Origin of the sequence: Anaerovirgula multivorans (genome assembly GCF_900188145.1) — a bacterium.
GTDB classification, from domain to species: Bacteria; Bacillota; Clostridia; order Peptostreptococcales; family Natronincolaceae; genus Anaerovirgula; species Anaerovirgula multivorans.
This window is the reverse complement of the sequence record NZ_FZOJ01000017.1, coordinates 70577-94581: the sequence shown is the minus strand read 5'-3', so window position 1 is coordinate 94581 and position 24005 is coordinate 70577. Positions and strand designations below refer to the sequence as shown.

General features: G+C 33.8%; 17 protein-coding genes. All 17 read left to right on the top strand.

The window, feature by feature from the left end:
* Positions 1 to 788 (top strand): hypothetical protein (locus tag CHB72_RS16090; protein ID WP_330397060.1); only part of this gene is annotated, 788 nt, incomplete at its 5' end.
* A gap of 3 nt (positions 789 to 791) precedes the next feature.
* Positions 792 to 2597 carry a DUF1998 domain-containing protein gene (gene drmB / locus CHB72_RS16085; protein WP_089283901.1) on the top strand — a complete coding sequence of 602 codons (1806 nt, stop codon included), beginning with the start codon at positions 792 to 794 and terminating at the stop codon, positions 2595 to 2597.
* A complete protein-coding gene (locus tag CHB72_RS16080) occupies positions 2579 to 3295 on the top strand; it encodes a phospholipase D-like domain-containing protein (RefSeq protein WP_089283900.1) in 717 nt (238 codons plus the stop codon). The genes drmB and CHB72_RS16080 overlap by 19 nt, the downstream gene beginning before the upstream one ends.
* A 14-nt stretch (positions 3296 to 3309) precedes the next feature.
* Complete coding sequence (locus CHB72_RS16075; protein WP_089283899.1) at positions 3310 to 4566, top strand: DNA cytosine methyltransferase; 1257 nt, start codon at positions 3310 to 3312, stop codon at positions 4564 to 4566.
* 18 nt (positions 4567 to 4584) lie between these two features.
* Positions 4585 to 6930 carry a dynamin family protein gene (locus CHB72_RS16070; RefSeq protein ID WP_176431417.1) on the top strand — a complete coding sequence of 782 codons (2346 nt, stop codon included), beginning with the start codon at positions 4585 to 4587 and terminating at the stop codon, positions 6928 to 6930.
* Positions 6931 to 6947: 17 nt separating this feature from the next.
* Positions 6948 to 7679 (top strand): coiled-coil domain-containing protein, encoded by a 732-nt coding sequence (locus tag CHB72_RS16065; protein WP_089283897.1) that lies wholly within the window; start codon positions 6948 to 6950, stop codon positions 7677 to 7679.
* Entirely contained in the window at positions 7676 to 9454 is a 1779-nt protein-coding gene (locus CHB72_RS16060; protein WP_176431416.1) for a dynamin family protein, read from the top strand. Before CHB72_RS16065 ends, CHB72_RS16060 begins: the two co-directional genes overlap by 4 nt.
* Complete coding sequence (locus CHB72_RS16055) at positions 9445 to 11244, top strand: dynamin family protein (RefSeq protein ID WP_089283895.1); 1800 nt, start codon at positions 9445 to 9447, stop codon at positions 11242 to 11244. Before CHB72_RS16060 ends, CHB72_RS16055 begins: the two co-directional genes overlap by 10 nt.
* On the top strand, positions 11241 to 11636 hold the full coding sequence (locus CHB72_RS16050; RefSeq protein ID WP_089283894.1) for a hypothetical protein: 396 nt from the start codon (positions 11241 to 11243) through the stop codon (positions 11634 to 11636). The genes CHB72_RS16055 and CHB72_RS16050 overlap by 4 nt, the downstream gene beginning before the upstream one ends.
* 15 nt (positions 11637 to 11651) lie before the next feature.
* A complete protein-coding gene (locus tag CHB72_RS16045; protein ID WP_089283893.1) occupies positions 11652 to 11966 on the top strand; it encodes a hypothetical protein in 315 nt (104 codons plus the stop codon).
* Between the two features lie 271 nt (positions 11967 to 12237).
* Positions 12238 to 12666: an ATP-dependent nuclease gene (locus CHB72_RS16040; protein ID WP_176431415.1), complete on the top strand. Its 429-nt coding sequence runs from the start codon at positions 12238 to 12240 to the stop codon at positions 12664 to 12666.
* A gap of 39 nt (positions 12667 to 12705) precedes the next feature.
* On the top strand, positions 12706 to 14226 hold the full coding sequence (locus CHB72_RS16035; protein WP_089283891.1) for an ATP-dependent nuclease: 1521 nt from the start codon (positions 12706 to 12708) through the stop codon (positions 14224 to 14226).
* An 8-nt stretch (positions 14227 to 14234) separates the two neighbouring features.
* Positions 14235 to 15998, top strand: a complete 1764-nt coding sequence (locus CHB72_RS16030) for a UvrD-helicase domain-containing protein (protein WP_089283890.1) — start codon at positions 14235 to 14237, stop codon at positions 15996 to 15998.
* A gap of 221 nt (positions 15999 to 16219) precedes the next feature.
* Positions 16220 to 17215: a helix-turn-helix transcriptional regulator gene (locus tag CHB72_RS16025; RefSeq protein ID WP_242975162.1), complete on the top strand. Its 996-nt coding sequence runs from the start codon at positions 16220 to 16222 to the stop codon at positions 17213 to 17215.
* Between the two features lie 115 nt (positions 17216 to 17330).
* Positions 17331 to 18440: a restriction endonuclease-related protein gene (locus CHB72_RS16020; protein WP_089283889.1), complete on the top strand. Its 1110-nt coding sequence runs from the start codon at positions 17331 to 17333 to the stop codon at positions 18438 to 18440.
* Positions 18430 to 21564, top strand: a complete 3135-nt coding sequence (locus CHB72_RS16015) for a hypothetical protein (RefSeq protein WP_089283888.1) — start codon at positions 18430 to 18432, stop codon at positions 21562 to 21564. Before CHB72_RS16020 ends, CHB72_RS16015 begins: the two co-directional genes overlap by 11 nt.
* Positions 21565 to 24003 (top strand): pPIWI_RE module domain-containing protein, encoded by a 2439-nt coding sequence (locus tag CHB72_RS16010; RefSeq protein WP_089283887.1) that lies wholly within the window; start codon positions 21565 to 21567, stop codon positions 24001 to 24003.
* The last annotated feature ends 2 nt before the right edge of the window (positions 24004 to 24005 follow it).

Genomic DNA, 24005 nt, shown 5'->3' with positions numbered 1-24005 from the left:
CTAGTTTCTTCTTTACTCATGATAATCATCCTCCTTTGGGAAAATTATCTCATGATCTTGAGCTGATTAAAATGTGGGTTGGAGTTGACGCTTACTTTAAAGATGAGTATCCGCTCGACATTGCTGTTGCAACCAACATGATTCAGGTTGGGATGGACGTGGATCGTTTAGGGTTAATGGCTGTTACTGGACAACCGAAAACCACAGCAGAATATATCCAAGCAACATCAAGGATTGGGAGACAGACTCCAGGTCTAGTAGTTACGATATACAATCCTTATAGAGCAAGAGATTTATCACATTATGAAAACTTTACAGCATACCACGCGCATTTATATCGTTTTGTCGAAGGGACATCAGCTACGCCATTTTCAGCAAGAGCAAGAGAAAGAGCTTTGCATGCTTCTTTAATAGGTATGTTAAGAGGAATGATTGACGAGCTTAGAAGCACTAAAGAAGGTGCTAGAAAAATTGAGCAAATTAATCAAGACGATATTCAAATGATTATAGACATGATTTTGAATAGAATTAAGATTGTAGATCCTAACAGTGTTGAAAAGGCCGAAGATGATATTAGATACTTTTTAGATGAATGGATTAAGTTATCCCGGACAGAAAAAAATCTATATTACAATGTACATCATAATAATCAAGGCTATAAAATGAACAGAGTTCAAAGGCTTTTAAAGGCATATGGGTCTTATGGTAAGTTTAATTATGAAAAAGAAACATTAAACAGCATGAGAAATGTACAAAAAGAATCAGGACTCTACTTATGGGAGGATTAGGATATGGAAATTGGTAAACTTAGTCAAAATCAAATCATAACGACATTCGGTCCTGGTTCAATAATCGATGCCCGTTTGGACTCAGTTGTAGGATTAGATATAAGTTATTGGGCTAAAGATGGCGTTGATTATAAAAGCCGAAGAGTGTACTTTAATAAATTAGCCTCATATTTAGGTGTAAGGTATTTTATGGAACCAAGACAGGGGAAAGAAGCTTTTCCAGTAAGAATTTTTCCTGATTGGCATGTTTGTTCTAATGCTAAGTGCAATTTACTTTTTAAATTATCCGAAGAATCAACAGGCAATCGTGAAATTTATGACGTTAAGGGACCAACTTGTCCAGAATGCAATAAAAAGGCATATCCATCAAGATTTATAGTGATGTGTGAAAATGGGCATATTGATGATTTTCCTTATAGGGAATTTTTACATGGTGGATCAACACATTGTACTGGGAAAATAAGGTTAAAGTCTGGTAAATTTACATCTTCTTTGAATTCATTAATTTTAAGTTGTGATGATGAAGCGTGTAAAGTAACGAAAAAGATGGGTAATGCGATGCTTAAAGAGACTTTTTCAAGTTATTCTTGCTCAGGGAGACATGTGCATAGGCCGAATTCGCCATTTGAAACTTGTGATGCAGACGTTATTCCTAGTTTAAGAGGTGCAACTAATGTATATTTTTCAATTGTAAGATCTGCATTAGAAATTCCGCCTTGGTCAGATAAACTGTATCAGATTGTAGAAGAGAAGAAGATTTTTATTGAGGATTATGTTGATTCTAAAAGAAAAGAAGCGGAAATTCTAGAAGAAGAATTTGATTATGAACGGACTATGTTGTTAGGCATGAGAATTGCCCATAAGGAAATAGGAGATGATGTGCTTACTTTTGATAAATTCAAAGAAATCTATGAAAAAGTTACTGAAGGTGCTTCGGAATATAGCGAAATTAAAGAAACTGAGTACAATTCAATACTAAATCATGCTTCGATGCCTAAGACAAGTCATTCATGTTTTTTAGCATCTGAAGAAGATCTCCCCGATTATTTACAGAAGTACCTTAGTCGATTGATACGAGTAGAAAAAGTAAGGGAAGTGACGGCGTTAAAAGGATTTGCGAGAGGCAGTTTTCCTGATCCTGAAAATGATAATTTTGGCAGTATAGTCAATTTAGCTGGAGATGAAACGGGATGGCTACCTGCAATAAGAACAAGTGGTGAAGGGATTTTTATTGAGTTAAATAGGGAGGAAGTAAAATCCTGGTTAGAGCGTTTTGATTCAGATAAAATATCAGCGATCTATAATGATGAATACAAAAAGTATGTTGAGAAAAAAGGCTGGGAGTATCGCAACGATAAAAATTTAGTCTATGTTTTATTGCATACGTTATCTCATGTATTGATTCGTGAATTGTCTTTAAAATGTGGTTACTCTACAACGGAATTGAAAGAAAGAATTTATTACAGTGATAACATGTGTGGATTATTGGTTTACACGGGTAGTGGCGATACCGAGGGAACTCTTGGTGGTTTAGAAGAAATGGGTAAAGTAGGTAATTTTCAGACGGTTTTAGTTGAAGCTTTAAAAAGAGCGCTCATTTGTTCAGGGGATCCAGGTTGTATGACCACTTATCCTGGAAATGAAAACCTTAATGGCGCTGCATGTCATGCTTGTTCAATGATACCAGAAACTGCTTGTGAAAATGGCAATCGACTTTTAGATAGGAGAACGCTAATTCCCACAGAAGAAAGAAAATTTAAAGGATATTTTGAAGAGTTGGTGAGCGCTGTATGTGGAATAACACTATAAAACTAGACTTTTTTGAAGAATTGCTTTTTTTAAATAGATTTCTACTGCGAAATCTATTTGAAAAAGATATTCCAGAAGCACTATTTACATCTAAAATCAACGTTTTTCAAGAGATGAATAAAGTTTTTCCAAATTGCTCTGATGAAGAAAAGCTAAGTATTCTTTATATCCTTTTAAAGGCTTATTTCAGGTCCGAAACTGAAAAAATGCAATTAATATGGTCGGGACCAAGTGTGGCTGGATTGCCGGGGAGAGATACAGAGCTGGTTTTTGAAGAATATATTCGAAAGGCTAATAAAAGCATCGTGATAACCATTTATGCTTTAAGCGATTATGCTCTTACTTTGGTTGAAATTTTAAAAAAGAAAGCTCGACAAGGCGTATATATAGAAATTTATGTTAATGACTATGAGAGTAAGAAAACATTGCTAAAGGATATAGTATCGCTAGACCATAAAAGAGTTTTTATATATGAATATACTGGGGCGACGAATAAAACGCAGTCATTACATGCGAAAGTGCTTACCATTGATGATGAAAAATCAATTATCACTTCTTCAAATTTATCGTACAACGGTATGGATGGAAACTTAGAGTTAGGAGTTATCTTAGACTCTAAAGAAAAAGCAAAAGAAATTCGAGCAATTTTTAATTCGCTAATCAATAAGAATTATTTTAAGAGAATTAGAAATGCATAGATTGTGGGTGTAACATGAATTATTTAGATTTATTTGCCGGTGCAGGTGGATTATCAGAAGGGTTTGCAAGGATTGGCGCAGAAGGTATTGCACATATTGAATTAGACCAATATGCTGCTCAAACTCTTGAAACAAGGGTGGCTTATTATTTTTTAAAATCTCACAATAGATTGAATGAATATAGAGCCTATCAAAAAACGTATCATTTGAACAAAAAAGAACGTGAGATTGCAAGAACTGCATTTTTGGAAAAAATCCCCCCAAAAGTACTGGATTCAGTTATCAATATGGAAATTTCTGAAGAAACTTTACCTATCATTTTTGAACAGATAGAAAATCAACTTGAGATAAGGGGTATCGATAATTTAGATTTGATTATTGGTGGACCGCCCTGTCAAGCTTACTCGGTGGTGGGAAGGTCAAGAACAGGAAAAAACAATGAAAATGATTCAAGACATTATTTATACAAACTGTATGTACAATTTTTAGAAAGATTTACGCCTAAAGCTTTTGTTTTTGAAAATGTTCCTGGTATTTATACAGCTAAAGAAGGTGCAATTTTTGAAGATGTAAGAGAAAAACTTGAAAATGCCGGATATTCAATAAAGGCTTATGATTTCAACGCATTTGACTTTGGAGTTCCACAAAATAGAAAACGGGTTATTATTATGGGCTTTAGAAATGATTTAATGCATCATGATTTTGAAATCCCGGGAAATATACAAAACACTTTTGAAGTGATCGATTTCTTTAATGATTTACCTACATTAAAGGCTGGTGAAACCTGTACAGCTTACAGATATAGACGTGAATCTTCGGAGGCTTTATTACAAACTGCTATACGCAATAATGATGACATCTTAACACATCATGTCGCTCGAGGTCATATAGAGAGGGATTTAGAAATATACAGAGAGGCAGTGTGTTTGTGGAATCAAGAAGGAAGGCGATTAAAGTATTCTGATTTGAGACCTGAATTGATTACTCATAAAAATACTAATTCTTTTTTAGATAGATTTAAAGTTGTCTCTGGCAATCTTTCTTATTCTCATACTGTTGTTGCGCACATATCGAAAGATGGGCATCATTATATCCATCCGGATATCGCTCAAAATAGAACTATTACCGTAAGAGAAGCAGCTAGATTACAGTCGTTTCCTGATGATTATTTTTTTGAAGGACCAAGAACTGCAAATTATGTACAAGTTGGGAATGCTGTACCACCATTAATGGCAGAAAGGATTGCTAGGTGGTTTGTAGAGAGGATTTAAACCTGGAGGATGGATAAAGTGAATGAAATAGATTTGATTGAAAAAATTAATAAACAGCTATTAAGAAAACATGATAGGTATAAATCTGATATCGAATGGCTGAATTCTCGTAGGATTCATTGGGAAAAGGATAGAATTAGGATAGGTGTTGTTGGCGTTACAAGTAGTGGCAAATCAACACTGATTAACGCCATACTTGGAAGTAAGCTGTTATCTGAAGCAGTAAGGCCTTCATCTAGTCAACTCGTGTGTTGTTCTTATGGACCTACTTCTAAAATGACAGTTTATTTGCAGGATGGAAATAAAAAAGAGTTTTCGGGTAAGAAACTAACACCAGATATTGTAAAGGTATATACAGATGAAGCGTATAACGTTAATAATAAAGAAAATGTAAAGCAGGTAGAATTATCCACTCCATATTTTGATTTAGGTCAAGATATACTTCTTGTAGATAGTCCAGGGTTAGATGCCTATAAGCTTGAAATACATGAAAAACTGACTTTAGAAACACTAATTCCAACTATAGATGTATGTATCTTTGTTACTACATTTAAAACAAATAGTGATTATAAAATGAAATCATTTTTGAATATCATTGCTAAATTTAATTGTCCGGTTATAATAGTGCAGAATATGTATGATTCTCTTCGCCCTAGCCTGGATGGATTAAAGACTGTTGATGATGTGGCGGAGGATCACAGAAAAAGGGTACAGCGGATTATTGATGGATCCGATATTAAGGATAAGAGTCTCTGTCAAATTGTGCAGATGTCAGCTGTGGAATCAATGAAGGGCCGATGTAACAGAAAAAAGCATAATGAGCGAAAATATAATCGATTTGTAGACACTGTAAAATGGATTGTAAACACTCAAAAACCTAGAATAAAAAGTCAGCGATTCAGGACAATAGGAGAAAAAGTTTGGCGTTTAATTAAGCAAGAAGAAGATTTTATAGCAACTAATAAAAATCAATTGGTACAGAGGTTTGTTTACGAACATGTAGAAGGTAATATTAAGAAGGAATATGAAAACGCACTAAAGAAAATTCATTATCAATTGAAACAAGTGAGTGATTATAAAATTATAGAAGCCATGAAAAGAGAAAATGCAATTAATGAATTTTTTGTAGATAGAGTAAGAGATTCTATCAGCAGCATTGAGAAAGCTGTAAGCCAAGAAATTTTATCATTTAATGAAAGATTATATAAAATAATCGATTCTTTAAATATAGCACGAAGAGATGCTATAAGTTTTAATGGTTTACCTAATATTCCGAATGCAACGGTTAAAAAGAAGCAAAAAACAAGACCAGTTCGTGTGGAGAAAAAAAGTTTTGGAAGTGGTGTAGCTAGATTCTTTGGTGATTTATTTAATAATGATTGGGGATACGAGTATGAAGAAGAATCCTATTCTGTTGTAGATGAAGATGAAACCGAAAAGTCCCTTAGAAAATTTATTGACCGAGTGTACGAGCAATACGGAAAAACAATTAAAAAATGGAATGATGCCACTTGTGGAACGTTGAAAAATATTGAAGCTGCAATCATTTTAGAGCGGCAAAGTTATAACCAGAAATTAAACCTACATATGGATTCGAAAGCAGTTTCCCATATTGTGCGTGATTTGAAGTTGATTTTAAATAATATGAATTCAGTTTGTAAAATTGATAATGACTTGAATTCATTGCCAATCTGTTCGAATGAGGTCCATGAAATAAAAAATGAAATTGAGGTTTCAGATACGGTATTTGAAATTCACAAGCTAGCTAAACTTTTGATTAGTTTAGTAAACAAAACTACAATAGATAGTTTGTTAGGTTATAAAGAATCGGATGGGTTTGAGAATATAATTGTTTCATGGGATCAAAATGCGAGTGATGAATTCTATGATAGATTTTTTAGAACATATGATATGCCGTGTAAGATGATGGTTAATACCGAAGCTAGCACTATCAAATTACCAAACGTTCAAGCGACACGGAATCTTTTTATTATGTTTAATGCAATACAGACAGGGGCAGCCAAAAATCAATTACACAAAAGTAAGCTACTAAAACAAATTAAAAAAGATGATGTACTGATTTTTGTAGCACAGGATTTCAATGAATTAATAAATGGAAATGTAGTATCTGAAGGACTTAGAGAAATGATATTGTTAAAAAATGAATTTAACATAGACAACAAAGTTTCGTATATGATCAATCATGAAAATCCAGTTTATAATATGGTCTTTGTTGAAAATCAAATTATTCCATGTCTAACGATTATAGAAGAAACTGAAACTTTAAAGGCTATTCAAAAAAAGTTTTCTATGTTTTGGTCTCCCAAAGTATCTGATGCTATAAGCGATATTATTAGAATTTAACAAAGGAGAATTTCGGAATGAATCAAAAAGTATTTATGCATGTTGATGAAACGACAACGAAAGTTATGGAATCAATACAAAAAGAACTTTCGATTGTCATTGAGAGAAAGATTATTGATATAGGTAATAGACTCATGAACGTTTATGAGTCTGTTGAGTCAATAAATGAGGAAATTTTAAACAATTCTGGCGATTTGGAGCGTTTGAAGAAGTCATATAAAGAATTGAAAGAGTCTGTTGAAATAGCAAATAATCAATTACAGGCGATTCAAAACGGGCAAGATCATATGGCATCGATTGCTTTGGTAGTAAAAGAAAACTTAATAAAATTACAAGCTGTAGTCGATTCTTCTAATATAGAATCAATAAAGGCCATTGAAAATGTTTTAGAGCAAAAGAAATCTTTGCTGGAAAAAAATTTCTCCCGTAATACTGAAGAAATTTTATTGCTTTCGAATACAGTAAAACACTCGAATGAAAGCATAGATTTACAAATAAAATCTCAAGGAGAAAAAATTAAGGAAATGACTAATATTGTTGCTATAAACCAGAATCATAATACTAGAATGATCGAGATGATGGACTCAATTAAAATAGATGGAAAGACAATGAACGATTCGATTAGTATTACTCAAGATCAATTGAAGGATATTATTTCTCACATTGCTGATTTAAAAAGTGATGTAGCATACTTAAAAGAACCGTTTTTCAAGCGCTGGTTTTATAAATGGAAAAGAGGGAGCATATGATATTAGTTGGCAAAGTGAAAGATATTCTCAATAAGTATTCAGGTAATGCCTTATATGGTGATTTGAGTCAAAAATTTGTTGATTCAGCAGAATCACCAGAGTTGATAGTTCCAGTAATTGGAATGCAAGGAATGGGAAAGAGCACGCTTTTAAACGCAATAATTGGAGAAAATATTTTACCTAATGAAGCTGACGAAACGACTTGTGTTCCAGTGGAGATTCGATTTGGAGAAGAAACAAGGATAGAAGTACATTTTACCAGCAAACCATTTGAATTACTAAATGAACATAAGGATCTCAAATTGTATGTGGATAACAACTATAATCCGGGTAACCAATTAGGAGTATCACACATTGTAGTAGTGAAAAAACATAGATTCTTAGAAAGTGGATTAGTTTTAGTTGATTTGCCGGGAGTAGGTAGCTTGACAAAGAACAATCAAGAGACAACTATGAGATATATTAAGAATCTTTGTTTTGCTATCATGATAATTCCAACCGTACCGACTATACGACGTATGGAAGAAATTTTTATAAAAAGTGTTTGGAAGGCATTTTCAAAGGTAATATTTGTTCAGAATATATTTGGCGAATCAAAGCGTGAAGTGATGGAATCAATCGATTTTAACCAAAAGGTACTATCTGATATTGGACAACAAATCAATATATCTGAAATTGATCCAATAATCGCAGTGAATGCGTATGATGCAGCCTACGGAATTATTCATAAGCATAATGACATGTATGAGAAATCAAATCTGAATGGTTTATTGAATCATCTAGACAGTTACACAAGTGATCGAAGAGAAATACTGTTAGCTTATGCAAAACAACACATTGGTGAATTTATAACTGAGATAAAGACTAAAATTAACAAATTAATAGAAGAGAACCAGATGTCTATAGATGAATTACAAAGGTCACTTGATGAAAATGAACTCGAATTTAAACAAAGTACTGAAAAAATAGAGTTGGAAGTAGAAGAATTGCAACTGTTATTGAAGAAAACAAGTCGAGAAATAAAGACATTTAGTATGAGAATTGCTAGGGAGCAGAAAGAAAATTTGAGGGTTGGAATATATCATGTTATTGATTGTGGAGTTGTTGATGGTGATCAATTGACACAAGCATTTGTTGATATTCAAAATGGATGTGTTAATGATGCTATTGAACAAACGTTTGATAAGATGGATGGAGTGATGACAGAAATCAGGAATAAGCTTGAAGAAATAAACCTACTGATTTCGAGAGAAAGTGAAGCAAATTATGAATCAATGATATTCAATAATAGTGAGGCATTTAAATTCGAAAAAGGTCTTGACATTGGTATAAAACTAGTAGGTGCTGGCGGCGGTATATGGGTAGGAGCTGCAGTGGGAGGAGCAATAGGTGGACCAATTGGTGTAGCAGTTGGTATTTTAGCAATGTTAAGTGTCAGTGCAATTAGTAGTTTCTTGGGGAGCACAACTAAAAAAGAAATTGTAAAAGCACGAGCAAGAACAACAAAAAGTGAAATAGAGCCATATATAGAGTCGTTTTATAATACAATTAGAGCAGTTATTCTTGACAACTATAAGTCAATTGAAGCAGATGTTACAAATGTAATGGATGAATATTTAAATAGCAGGAAAGAGTACATTAACTCCTTGAAAGCAGAAAATGCTCAAAAAATCCAACGAGCATATAATGAAACTGAATCTGATTTGCGATTGAAAGAACTGAAATTTGATTTAGAATCACTGAAAAAGGCTGAAGGTGAAAAATTATGGGATTGATGGAACGCTATGAAATAGTAAATAATTTAGTTGAAGAGATTGACAATAAAGATTTAAAGACCTTATCAAAATTTTTGAAAGCTCGCATCAGTAAACCCGATAGTTATGTAATGTTTTTAGGAGAGACCAGTAGTGGTAAGTCATCATTGATCAATGGGCTCTTAGGGATGCCAACTTTACCTGTAAGCGCGACGCCTACTACGGGGACTATTACTGAAGTAGTTTTATCAGGTGATCAAACATCATATTATGCTATTAATAAAGATGCAACTATGGAAGTGATTGACGATAATCTATTTGACACACTTGCTAAAAAGCCTGATAATCAGTTAGAACGGCTAAGAATACATACAAGCGCGAAAAATATAAAAAACTTTCGTTTTGACAACTTAAAATTATTTGATACTCCAGGCTATGGATCGCTAATCAGTGAACATGACATAGTGTTAAAGGAGTTCATTCCAAATAGTGATGTTGTAGTGTATACTGTTGCCTACAAGATTGGTATTCAAGAGAATGATTATGCATTTCTTGCTTTCTTGAATGATTTGATTAGGGAAGACGCAAAAGTTGTGCTTGTAGTTAATAGATGTCCCCAAAATGTTCAAATGGATAGCCCAAGAATAATGGAAATTGTTGGATACGCAAAGGATTTATTACATTCTGAATTACCGGTGTTTCTCGTCCCCGAGTGTAAGGAAGATGAAACTTATGGATATCCCTTGCCTGAAGCAAAAGAACTATGGAGTTTTATTAACGAACTAATAAATAGTGAAAATCATAAAGAAATATTGAATAGAGCTTTTAATCATTATGTTATAGATCTATTTCGAGCTTGTGAAAATCATGTCAATAGTAGATTTGCCATGGTTAACATGAGTAATGAGGAACGTTTACTCTTAATGAAAGATTTTCAACAGCTTATAGATAGCTATCAAAATGTCATTGATGATGAAATTATCCCATCATTTGCACAAATCATTGATGGTACAATGAAGCGACTAGATGATGCGCGAAATTGGATTGAGGAACGTACTATTGATGCAATAGAACGTCAAGGTACATCGAAAATGGATGAGACAATAACTTATGTGAATATTCATGCATTACCTTTTGCTACTAAAGAAGAAATTAAAGAAGTCAATTATTATATAGAAACAGAAGTAAATGCTTTGGATCGTAGAGTTTTAGATATGCTGAACACAGCTATAGCTAAATTTCAGAAAGATGTATCCATTAGATATGAACATCACTTGGACAAGGCAACAAAAAATATAATTGGGAATATGATGGAGAACGGCTTGAAAAGCGGTTTGCTTAAATTTTTTGCAAAGTATGGTGGGGCTGGTGGCAGTGGTGCTGGTGTCGCAAATGCTGCGTCCCATTATTTAAAAGTGGTTGGTGATCTATTTGGCAAGACATTTAAAAGAGAAACACACAACGCGCTTAAGCATACTTTAAAGAAAATAGGAGCAACTTCAGTCAAGTCATTAGCAGTAGTGGCAGCAGTGATTGTAGAAGTGCTAATGGTTGTTTATGAATATGCTCGATGGAAATCAAAGCTTAAAAAGTCAGTAAAGAAAGGGTTGGACAAGTGGTTAAGTGAGATTAAGCCACTGGTAGAAAAAGATCTTTTAGACCTAAAGGCTGTTAATATTCAGACTGTTACTGAATTGATTGAGGATGTAAAATCTAAAATGGAAATCAATCCAGAGCTGGAAGATGCGAAAAAACTAAACGAATTATTTACAAGAGTAAATGAAACGAAAGAGAGGTTAGGTTTAATATGAGTGATTATGAGATTGTTACCGGAAAGCGTATGAATGAAGTGAAAGCAAAGGAACATGAATTCCCAAGTACGAGGACTGACAGAATTTTAGATGCTTCAATTGATAATTTTGATAAAATCTTGGATTTGGCATTCGATATAGTCGAAATGGGGAAAATGAAAATACAAACTGATGCAATAATTCGAAAAATGGGGGAAGACAGGAAATATCTCCTTGCAGAAGCAGAAGCTTATGTTATGAAAAAGCAGTCTGATACTGATCAAATGGTAGAAAAAATGAATTTTATTAAAGATATGATGAACCAGTTTTACAAACACAATGACAATAAAATATCAGGTGATGAATTTTCAAAGATTATGTGTGATATTGTTAAAGAAATAGGAAATCTTTAGAGGAGTATATTTTTTATGTTAAAGGATGATGATTTATATTCTATTTTTTCTATGATTAAAGCTCATGTCAAGGATGTTACAATCGATGATTTAGAACGAAGTATGATTAGTGCTCAAAGAGAGTTAATAGAAGCTGAAGCTCAAGCACGTAGAAAAAAGAACGCTGGAATCATAAAGACTATGCATACTATAAATATGCAACTGATTGAAGTGAAGAACAGTTACAGTAAAATACGTAATGAGCTGAGTGAAGAAGCATGTGAGGAAATAGAAACCTGGATAAAGTCATATGAAAAATATCGACAAACCCTTGTTAAAGAGAAGTTCTAAATTAGGTAACCTTGAAAGCTAATTCTTAAATTTAGGTGATTTTAAGGTCTGTATTTCTATTTTGGTTGAATTTTAGAGTTGTATTTAAGAGCGTTCATCGAGCATATAAATGAGACTGATAATATCAAAGTAAGAAGCATAGCAGGTATGGAATTTGCAAAATAAAAACCCGAAGAATTCAAAGAAAAACAAACCCTAGCATTTTTTATTATTAGGCAAACTTGAACTATGGTTATTCGAGTAGGGTTATTTTGCTAAGGGGGGGATGGAAATGTATCTGAAAAGAATACATATTCGTAATTTTAGAGTATTTGATGAAACTGGCGTTGAAATCATTTTCAATAAAGGTGTCAATGCGATAATTGGTGAGAATAATAGCGGCAAATCTTCTATCATCGATGCTATTAGAATTGCATTTTCAACGGTGCCTTACAAAAAAGATATCTTCTTCAGTAAATCGGATTTTCATATAAATGATGATGGCACTACAGCTCAGTGGGCTCAATTTGATGTTTTCCTCGAAGATGTACCACCATATTTATTAGAAATATGGAATCCAGAGAAAAAAACCAGTGGTGAATTTCATGTTCGCTTTTCTTCGTACACTGCTGCAAATGGTATGGAAAAAGTAAAAAGTAGTAGCTGGGGTATCGGTACTGAAGGAAATCCAATATCATCAGACACTTTTGAAGCAATATAAATTGCTTTTTTAGGAGCACTACGAGATTCCGAAAATGAGATGAAGCCATCTCGAAATAGCAAATTAGCACAACTCCTGAGAAATATTGTTCCGGAAGAGAGTGAACGTGATGAACTTGTAAAACTACTTCAAAGTGCCAATTCTAATATTCTTGAAAAAGAACAATTGATTAAAGCAAGAGATGCAGTAAATCAAAATTTATCTAGAATAGAGCAAGAGGTATTGCAACAACAGATAGATATTGGTCTTGTTGAACCGCGGTTTGATTCTATTGCTGGATCGCTCAGAGCTTGGGTTAAACCCAAATGGGTCTTAATATCTGAAGATGACCCACTTGTTAAGAAGGCAAAAGATTTAGCCTTGGCTAATAAGGATTGTCATTCTATTCATACTTCCGAAGCCGGTGTACATATTGATTTATCAATCATCAATAGTAAAACAGCAATTGATGAGGAGCTTAAGAACCGAGTATTAGAGATATCAAGACATACTTTTGAACTATATCAAAATGGACTTGGTTATAATAACCTACTCTTCATGTCAGCTGTATTAGGTGATATGTCAATTAAAAAACCTGGTGTCTTTCAGAATCTGCTATTGATTGAAGAACCAGAAGCTCATTTACACCCTCAATTACAGGAATTAGTTCAACGTTTCTTAATGGACACGGGTAAAGGTGGAGAGAATATTCAAGTTATATATACTTCTCACTCACCAACATTGGTATCAAAGGTTGGCATAGAGAATGTTAATCTTTTATATGAAGTAAATCATCAAAAGCGATCGCTTCCATTGGCGAGTACTAAGCTTGAAGACTCTGATAAGGCATATTTGGAAAAATATCTAGATGTAACAAAGTCTCAAATGTTTTTTGCTAAGGGAGTTCTTTTTGTTGAAGGCATATGTGAAGCTTTAATAATTCCTGAATTGGCTAAGATTATAAATCGACCATTGGACAAATACGCTGTAGAAATTGTTAATTTGAATAGTGTAGCATTTAAGCCGTTTGTGAATTTGTTTACATCGCAAACTGCTGTTCAGTGTTTTGAAAAAATTGCTATTATCACAGATGATGACAGATGTACAGATAAAGCTGATATGAATACGTATATTAGTAAAGATATTGACTATGATGGTATTAGTGCAGATATTCTTGATAAACTTAGCAAAGGCAAACCTTCCGGTCGATACACTGAAATCCTAAAACTGTGCGAAAACACTTCGATTAAGACGTTTTGCGCTATAAAGACTTTGGAATACGCACTTGGTTTTTGTGAAAGCAATATTTTCGTACTCGAAAGCGCAATTAAAGAAGAATTCCCGATTGTGGGTAAGTCTTTAAGTGAAAAACTATCATCGCTTGAGACCATTGATGAAAAGGCTGCTTGTATATGGCTATTTATTCGCTATAGAGATAATAGCAAAGGTGCACTAGCCCAAAGACTCTGTAACAAAATACGTAAACAGCGAGAGAATATTTCTAAAGGAATTGCTGTCGAAAATGCGTTTGAAGTTCCAGAATATATTAAAAGAGCAATTTTTGCAGTTACTGAAAAGTAGGTGAGTGAATGTATGAGTTAACTGATGAACAAGAAGCTTTTATGAGAGCAGAAGGCAAAAATGTTCTCTGTGCTTGTCCAGGTAGTGGTAAAACCTATATAGTTGCAAGAAAAGTTCTGAAATATCTTCACCAATGGAAAAAAAATCATCAGGGTATGGCAGTGCTATCATTCACGAATATAGCCAGTAAAGAGATAATGGATCAGATTGAACAGCTTATTGGTGTATCGGGAAAAATTGATTATCCGCACTTTGTGGGTACCGTTGATAGCTTCATTAATAACTTTATCGTTCTTCAATATGGATATCTTTATAACGAAAATAGGGCAAGGCCACAGGTTACATTAAGTAATATTTGGAATTACCAATTTAGATTTTGGAGAACCGAGTGCCATCGAAAAGGATGCAGTGATTCAATTGAAAAGTTTTACTATGGTATTGATGGTAAACTCTATAAAAATCATTCTGAAGTTATCTGTGAGCCGAATAGCGGGCGGAAAGTACCTCCTTGTGCTCAATATAAAAAAATTTATGAAAAGAAAGGAATTGTATTTCAAAGTGAGGTTTCTTCATTTGCATATCGTTTGTTAAATGAAAATCCATGCATTGCTCAAGCTATCGCAAGCAGATTCCCAGTAATATTAATTGACGAAGCACAAGATACATCTGAAGAGCAAATGGCGGTATTTGATTTGCTTTTTACTGCTGGAGTTGAAAAAACTTTCTTAGTTGGCGATCCTGATCAATCAATCTATGAATGGAGAAATGCCACACCGAAATGCTTTGTACAAAAAATGCAAGAAGATGATTGGAAGACATTGATGCTTACAGCTAATTTTCGAAGCTCACAAAGAATTTGTAATGCAGTTAGGTATTTTTCTCAATCACTAGAGGATAAAGCAGCTAATACAGCTAAAGGCCCATTTGCTGCCGAAGAGCAGAAGCCTATATTATTGTTACACTCGATGCAAACTGGACAAGAAAAAATTTACGAATATTTTAAGAATAAGTGCAAAGAAATGGAAATTGAGGTTGTTTCGGATAAAGTTGCCATTGTAACTAGAAGCAAAATTCACTCTGATTCTGACATATCAGGATTATGGAAAAGTTCTGAAGTAGAGATGTTTGCGAGATCTGCATATGAATGGTACTTCGGATCAAGGAAAAAAGCTTTTAGCTTATGTGAGCAGGCAATTTATAGTATGACGATTGGCGATTTGAAAAGTATACATAGTATTGAAGATGAAATTAATCGGGTAATACCATATTATAAATGGAAATTAGGTATTATTAATATCATGACCAATTATCCATCTTTAGATACTCCCATAAGTGGATGGATTAATCAGTTTAAATGCACCCTCAATCAACTGTTGGAATCTAGCAATCTTGTTCAAAGAGAGGGGAAGGACATAGCCAATGTTGTGAAGATCAAGACTCGGGACACCAAAATGAAAGATTTTAAAGAAAAGCCAATAAGAGTATTCTTTGAAAAGAAAAACAAAGAAAGCTATACGAGGTCATCAGTTCATGGGGTAAAAGGTGAGACGTATGAGGCTGTGTTATTGCATGTACAACACCAAAAAGGGAGCAACACGTTAACCCCTTCATTTTTGAATAATGGGGCATTGGATTCGGAATTGATGAGAATTGCTTATGTAGGAATGACAAGACCACGTAGACTTCTGGTTGTTGCAATGCCTGGAACAGATAAAAAAGCTGAATATCCTAGGTTTCCAAAAAGTGAATGGGAACACGTTTTTATTAAATAGTCGAAGTGGTTCCTTTTGGAACAAAAATGATGAACTAAATAGAATTCAGTTTTTCACTTTCAGATAATAATGTTCAGCGGTAAAACGTTTGGTTTCATATTCCGTTTGATCTTTATATCATAAATCGTTGATTCTTGTAGCATATGACAGAAATGAGATATAAGTTATTGTATAGATACAATATGATCTTACTATCTAGTAACTAATTAAGGATGATGAAAATGATGAGTAGTACAAATAATCAAAAGCTTAAAACGCTTTATTTATTGAAGATACTTACTGAGAAAACTGATGAAGAGCATCCGATGACGGTAAACGATTTGATAGATGAGCTTGACCGATTTGGAATATCGGCGGAACGAAAGTCAGTCTATTCTGATGTCGAATTACTTAAGATTTTTGGTGCTGATATTGTGTGTGACAAAACAAGGACCAATAATTATTATATGGCATCAAGAGAGTTTGAGTTGCCTGAGTTAAAGCTGTTAGTAGATGCTGTTCAAGCATCAAAGTTCATAACACATAAAAAGAGCAATGAACTCATCAAAAAGATTGAAAAACTAACAAGTGCACATGAAGCAAAAGAGCTTCATCGTCATGTAATAGTCAACGATCGAGTCAAAACGATGAATGAAAGCATCTACTATAATGTTGATGCCATTCATTATGCGATTCAACAGAATCGTATGGTTCAATTTAAATACTTTGATTATACAGTAGACAAGCGATTGAAGTTTAGAAGAAATGGCGAGGTTTATTGTGTGAGCCCCTATGCCCTAACATGGGCAGATGATAATTATTATTTAATAGCCTATCATGAACGCTATCAAGATATAAGTCACTTTCGAGTGGACAGAATGTCCGAGATTATGGTTAGTGAGAATATGAGGCCAGTAATCAGTGAGTTTGAAAACTTCAACGTAGTAGAGTATTCAAAAAGAGTATTTAGTATGTTTAGTGGTGAGACTGAAAGAGTTGAGATCGAATTTGATAATTCATTAATCAATGTTGTCATTGATCGTTTTGGCAAAGATGTTAGAATATATGGTAAAACTGAAACAAGTTTTAAAATTGCAACAGAAATTGCGGCAACAGGTACTTTTTTTGGTTGGCTTTTGATGTTTGGAGATAAAGCCAGAATAGTTGCGCCTCAAAGTTTAGTAGATTCAATGAGAGGCTACTTACAAAATATATTGCAATTATATAGTAAAAAATAAAAGCATTCTATTTGAATGTTTTTTTTTATAAAATTAAGCCAACTGTCCACACATTAGGACAATATATGTGATAAAATTAAAGAGGAATATTTTAACATCGGAAGGAGTGGCCACTTTGACAGGTGAATCGTATGATTTATTGATTAGTATTATAAGAACGATGATTGAATGGGAACAGGAATACAGGCGTATGCCGGAAGATTCAAAGATTGTAGTTAATAGATTAAACAGCTATCTGATCCATCATACGAATATAGCTCCACCGAAAAACATTCGTGAATTTATAGATCGAATTCAAACGCTTCCGGTTTATGAACTAGGGTTTGAAGTAGATGATAACTTTAAGAACTATAAAATTATTGATGAAAATGGTCGCGTGGATTCAGACATTAGACATTGGTATGATAATAGCATTAGAAATGATGATGTCGATCAGAACTTAGTCAAAGAATTCCTTCTTGAGTGTAGGGGAGAATTCAAGAAGTCAGGAAACAGAATGATTGCTGAAATGTATTCTGAAGTTAGAGCTTTCGTTAACGCTTCCAATTATTGCTTAACCGGAGATCGTATTATGAATTTGGTTGGAAAATATTCGAACGTATCTGATGCTATTGTTAAGATTAGAGATTGGTATGAAGCTGTTAATTTGAAGAGTCAAGATAACTATGTATGTCCAGTATGTGGCAAACTGCTAGATAACGATATTTTAAAAGAATTCAGATGTACTGATATGTGTATGTATTACCGTGATAAAGAATCACTATTGCCTAAAAGCCTAGCAGTGAACGAAGAATTCAAGTATAGGAAATTAAAGCGTGGGATATATACTTATACTTTACTTCCTGGGATATCAGAACATAGGATTTATCATCAGTTATGTGAACTATATGGGGATGAGAAAATATTGCTCTATCCTGAGATCGATAAATTTGATATTTCAGTAATTTTTGACTCAGGAACGATTTATATAGATGTAAAGGATTTTGCTTCTCCGCATGATTTAGTAGAAACACTGATTAATAATCAGGCATTTATCAAAATGGAAGGTGTCGGCGAAGATGATTATGTTTATTTGGTAATTCCGGAACATAGAAGACACCTTTATAAGGGCGGCAATTATAAGAACGTGGTTAGAAAGAAGCTGCGTCAATTGACCAATAAGGTTCGTGTTATCTACGAGGATGAGTTATACAAAGAGGTGGGGGATATTATCAATGAGTTATAATACACGATTTAAGAGTATCTTTAATGAAAATGAAATTCGGGTTGATACAAGCGTATTTAAAAGATTCGAATTTGTCATTTATGCTTTGTTTAGTGCCCTTGGAGAATTTGAGATTACATCCGCAAACCTGTATTTTACTCAGTATTTTAAAAGATTTTATAAAAGTGATGATCATAAAGTAGATCACATTTTCTATATATTAAGAAAGTATTATCACCAGTACTACAGTAAAAAACAGTTTGAAGTTGATTTGAAAGAATACTTAAGTGTGCCAGAGAAATTCAGATATTTTACTATCGTTAATGGAGTTGTTACTAGGAATAACAATGTAGCTTATTTTGTTGATAGAGACGTTGATTATGAAGAGATGATAGAAAAATATACTGATACCTCAGAAAAGGTGATAAAGTTCATTGGGGGTCAGGGGAGTTATGATCGAATTATTAGAACTGGACAAGGATATGACGAAAAGTATACAACGAAATCGCTGGAATTTGATATTGGAACTAGAGCTGTTCCTTCTTGCCCAGTCTTGGCAGGTAAGTGTATAAAGAATACAAAGGTATTGCCTCTAGGGTTTGATTGGGATGGTTTTAAACATGAGCTGGGTCCCCAATGGGCTCAGAGACCAAGTATTCAAATTAGCTCATGCGATGATTTTGATAATGAAATGCGTTACAAGGGGTTGCTCCATATCGTTGGGTTGCTAGGTGCTGGGAAATCGACGTATATCATTCAGGAAACATATAGATTGCTTAAAGATGGCGATATGCGAATAGGAATTGTTGTACCGAATGTTTCAGAAGTTATTAAGACCTATGAGGCTTTGACTGATTTAGGCATAAAAGCTTCGCCAATTATTGGTGCAACGCAAATAGACAAGCACCGGCTACGATTCCTCAACTCAAAATTAAGTTCAGCTGAGTCGTTTAATGATTTATGTGGAAGTAACATGTCTGTTTTGGACTATTTAACAGGATATTGTTTATTGAGTCATTACTCAAATGATGTTGATATTAATGAATCACAGTACCCTTGCAATAACCTAAAGAAGGACGGAAGTAAATCGAATTACAATTGTCCGCTGTTTAACGAATGTGGTTATTTCAAAAAATTTATCGATTTAGAAAAAGCAGATGTATGGATAACAACATCACATTCTTTGTTAGCATCTAAAGCGAATCAGATTATTGATCCACAGAGAAGAACCTATTATGAGTTGTTTCATGACTGTTTGGATGTCATATTCATTGACGAAGCAGATTCTGTTCAAGAGGATTTTGATCATCAATTCATGACGAGTGAGGTTTTTTACGGCCGAAATGAATCTATCATGAGGAAATTTCAGAAAGTCGAAGAGGTGCTTAAATCACATAAAGCAGTCAATTTAGAATCTGAGATACATCGTTGGATTGTTAATCAACCTCACTTAACGCAGTTATTGAACCGATTGGAATATCTAATCATCAATTCAATGGCATTTAGAAAGTATTTAATTGAAGATACTATAACGCCAAGATCACTATTTTTTTCTGTAGTCGGAGATCTAGCTGATCCTGAAAGTCAGGAAAGTCAGAGATTTATAAGTAGCCTAGAGTCATTTTTACCACTATCTGAAGAGTTACGGCTTAATGAAGAACTAATGAGCCATGAGCTTTTCGTTTTATATGATAAGTTCACCAAGTGCCCGAATGTGGGTAATGCAGCTATTATTATTGAAGAAAGCATCGATGATTACATTAGAGAGTATGATTTGATTATTAAGAAGTCTGATAAGTACGACCGTGAAAGATTATTTAAAAAGAAACTGGAGTTGTTCATTTACATTGTTTTGATTGATTATTACTTCAGAATTCAGAATAGTACTATTGCGAACTTAGCGATGAAATTGCCAGAAATCAATACAATCTTTTCACCGTTTAAGTTTTATAATAAAGAATTCGTACATCTCTTGTCGGAGTCGGTTATTGGTAATATTTTCGGATACAAATTGATTTTGGATGATGAAAACCGATTAAATGTTCACTTATTCAATTACTCTGGCATCGGAAGATCTTTGATTGAAGATTGGCCATATATTAAGAGAGAACTTAATCAAGATGGACCAGCAGTTGTGCTACTTTCAGGGACGAGTTATGCTCCAGCTTCTGCACACTTTCACATCGAAGAGGAGCCTACATTTTTATTGAAATCTGAGAAAGTGGAAGGAAGAATCGATCAGTTCATTAATATAAAATATGATAGGAATGGCAATCCAATTCGGATTTCTGGAGTATCTGACCGATTCCTAAAGCGTGAAAAGCTTCTAGAATTAATCAAGGCTTTATTGAATGATATAAAAGTTGAACTGAGATATTGGAAGGAACACGGGAGCAATCGAAAGGTATTACTTATTGTAAATAGCTATGAACAGTGTAGGATTGTTGGAGATTACTTAAATGGTCGAGATATGTCTTACCGGATATTGAGCAATGCCGATGAGTTGAAGGATGACGAGATTAACACATCACAGATTGAAGAAATCCCACAAATGAGTTCTGTTGACGTGCTTGTTGCACCGTTATCGATAATATCTAGAGGCTATAATATCGTTGATGAAAATGGAGATTCTTATTTTGGATCTGCTTTTATGTTGATTAGGCCATATGTTTCACCTGATGATTTGACTTACAACTATCGTATTTTGAACTCAGTGGTAGCGCCTTTGGTCAAGAAATATCAGAAGAATGGATTCACTTTAAATGACACTATAGCTGAAGTGAGAAAGTTGGCATTCGGAATGTTAAGCGAGTTTAATGAAAAAAAATTCTGGAAGCATTTAGACAATGAACAAAGGGCGGTTTTGGCATGGTATACATTCATCCCTGTGAAACAAGCAGTTGGAAGGATGCAGCGAAATGGATGCGATAGCCGTGTATTCTACTGTGATGGTAGTTTTGTGAGTACTCTAAAAAAGGAATTGACATCAAGTTTGAGTATGTTGAAGGCTTGGGATGAAATCCTCGGTGAGGTTAAGAGCCACACTGGGCAAATGCTTTATGGACAGTATCTTGCTGGATTGTCAAAGGCTATTACCGATTTTGAAAAAGTGATAATTGATATTGAAGAGGAGGAACTTTACTAAATGTCGAAGAGTCAAATGCTGCAATTACATCAGTTTGAAATAAATCAAAATAACATCCTTGATAGAGAACTCTATGTGTATTCATGGCCTGAGAAGCTAATTAATATCGTATTGAACTCTAATAATGGTGTGAAATTGAAATATCCAATTAGGAATTTATCAGAGCTAATAACCTTAGCGATTGATTATGTAATTTATACACGCAACAATGTTCGATTAGATAGATATTGGATCTTTTCATTAAAAGAAATAAGTGCAGAGACTGTTACGTCATTAATACAAGAATGGCTATTAGTTAATGAGATAAAGTCTTTGTCAATCTCGGAACTTAGGATTGAAAATCCAGTTAAAATAACGACGAAAGACTTGTTTGATGAACCTTACAAATATGACATATTTGGTCTTATTCCACAACTATACAATTTTGAATTTTGCAGTCACAAGATTGAGATGCCTTCGCTAAACAATCGAGAACTCGAATTCCTTCCTGTTATAGGCACGAAAAGAGAGGCTCTCGCAATTTCAAAGACCTTTGACTATCCTGTTAAAAAGACAGATGTTGAACGATTCTCATATGCAATTACTTCTCGATTAGTGTATAATAGAGAATTTCCAGACAAAATGTTTTTGAATATTTACACTGGTATAAAGGTATGGGTATGCAAACCACTTGTTAATATTCAAAAGTTAAAAAACTTTATACCAGGTAAGCACTCTAGCAGCGTATATATTTACAAAGAAAATGAATATCTCAACAATAAACGGAAAAAGTTAGTTGAGTTAATGTACATAAGAGATGAGAAGAATCACTATAAATTCAATGAATTTGCAGATTCAATATTTGCGAATCTTTTAAAATTAGATTTGTTTGAAGCCATAACTAATCCAAATGAGCACAGTGATTTCGCTTCTTCTGATTCAAACGACATTATTCTGTTGACAAATAATAAAGTGACAGAAAAGGTCCAATATGGAGCCGGTTTACCTGAACGACTCGATATATTTAATGCTTTCAAAGCATTATTTCCTGACTTAATTGTGAGAGAGCTAATAGGTGTTGCTCATGTAAATGGAAGAGCAATCACAAAAAAGAAAAAGTCCCTTGAAGATATTGAGGGATTGAATAATCAATATGACGATTTAGAATTTATTGATACAAAATCAGATAAATCATTCTACGAAAATCCTCCAGTTTTCATACCACACGAAGATAAAATTATTATTGAAATATTTACCAGTAATGATAGACTAATTGATGCATTCATAGAATTTGCTGTTAAGATCCTTTCATTGAATATGCCAATTGATAAATATAATTACCGGAGTTGTGACGGATATGAAGTAGAGTTTGTGACTAGAAATGAGAATATTTGTAGAGGTCTCACAAAAGCAGAGCAAAAAAATCGAAACTTAAGAAAGAATGAGATTAAAGATCTACTGAAAAGCGACAATTATGATTCAAAGCATATCATTTCTCTTATAGATATTGAAGCTTTTCATTTATCAGGTGAGGACAAAGTAAGGGATCAAGATCCCAAAAAGATTATTCGAAGTGCGTTTAAAGATCAAGGCAGAGTAACGCAATTTATCAACGGTTTCGAAAAAGAAGATAAAGACGATAAATATCGCTTGGTTAGTTCGCTATATGATCTCTTCTCGGCTGCAGGCTTTATGGACTATGAGTATTTTAAACATGGTTTTGATAGTCAAGTGTTTCTCGGATTGTCAACTTGTAAGAGCTCGAGAGGAAATTTTATTGTTTTGTCGAAGATTGAAAATGGTCAAGTTACCTATAAAGTGTGTGGACTTTCTGATAATGAATGGCTGCCATTAAGTGGACTGCTGCCAAAACTTCAATGGTATACTTTGAAGAACATCGAGGGTCTGAAAATTGACAAAGGTTTGTTCCAACAATGGATTACAGATCAACTCAATAGCTTGAACGATTATTCAAAAGAATATCTATTCTATTTCGATGCATCGTTGAGACGCTCTTATTGGCCTTTTGCGATGAATAGTGACCTGAAAGTTGAGAATCTACGGTTAGTAAATCCAGAGAATTTTAAGTTGATTCGTGTGAATACCACAAGTGAAGTTCCAGAATACAATATTTTTAAAGATGCAAATGATACCGAAGGCATCAATAGAAATCAGGGACTTTTCTCGAATGACTATAAAGTGTTTTATAGTGTAGGGGCAAGACCGGATACAATCAGAGTTAATAAAAAGGAAACAAAAATAACTGATGCGACCAAAATGATTACGAAACAACGAATTGTGGAATTTGTAATTTTAACGGATGATCCAGAAGAAAATTTACTTTTAGCAGCAAAATCTCATGCTTTGAGAAAACTCAATCTGACATTCGACTTTTCTACAAAGTACCCATTGCCGCTATATGCGAATGATCGATTTGGTGAATATCTGGAGTTATATTAATT

Coding starts and splice junctions, on each gene's coding strand:
- drmB (WP_089283901.1), top strand. CDS start 792: ATGGAAATTGGTAAACTTAGTCAAAATCAAATCATAACGACATTCGGT.
- CHB72_RS16080 (WP_089283900.1), top strand. CDS start 2,579: ATGTGGAATAACACTATAAAACTAGACTTTTTTGAAGAATTGCTTTTT.
- CHB72_RS16075 (WP_089283899.1), top strand. CDS start 3,310: ATGAATTATTTAGATTTATTTGCCGGTGCAGGTGGATTATCAGAAGGG.
- CHB72_RS16065 (WP_089283897.1), top strand. CDS start 6,948: ATGAATCAAAAAGTATTTATGCATGTTGATGAAACGACAACGAAAGTT.
- CHB72_RS16060 (WP_176431416.1), top strand. CDS start 7,676: ATGATATTAGTTGGCAAAGTGAAAGATATTCTCAATAAGTATTCAGGT.
- CHB72_RS16055 (WP_089283895.1), top strand. CDS start 9,445: ATGGGATTGATGGAACGCTATGAAATAGTAAATAATTTAGTTGAAGAG.
- CHB72_RS16050 (WP_089283894.1), top strand. CDS start 11,241: ATGAGTGATTATGAGATTGTTACCGGAAAGCGTATGAATGAAGTGAAA.
- CHB72_RS16045 (WP_089283893.1), top strand. CDS start 11,652: ATGTTAAAGGATGATGATTTATATTCTATTTTTTCTATGATTAAAGCT.
- CHB72_RS16040 (WP_176431415.1), top strand. CDS start 12,238: ATGTATCTGAAAAGAATACATATTCGTAATTTTAGAGTATTTGATGAA.
- CHB72_RS16035 (WP_089283891.1), top strand. CDS start 12,706: ATGAAGCCATCTCGAAATAGCAAATTAGCACAACTCCTGAGAAATATT.
- CHB72_RS16030 (WP_089283890.1), top strand. CDS start 14,235: ATGTATGAGTTAACTGATGAACAAGAAGCTTTTATGAGAGCAGAAGGC.
- CHB72_RS16025 (WP_242975162.1), top strand. CDS start 16,220: ATGATGAGTAGTACAAATAATCAAAAGCTTAAAACGCTTTATTTATTG.
- CHB72_RS16015 (WP_089283888.1), top strand. CDS start 18,430: ATGAGTTATAATACACGATTTAAGAGTATCTTTAATGAAAATGAAATT.
- CHB72_RS16010 (WP_089283887.1), top strand. CDS start 21,565: ATGTCGAAGAGTCAAATGCTGCAATTACATCAGTTTGAAATAAATCAA.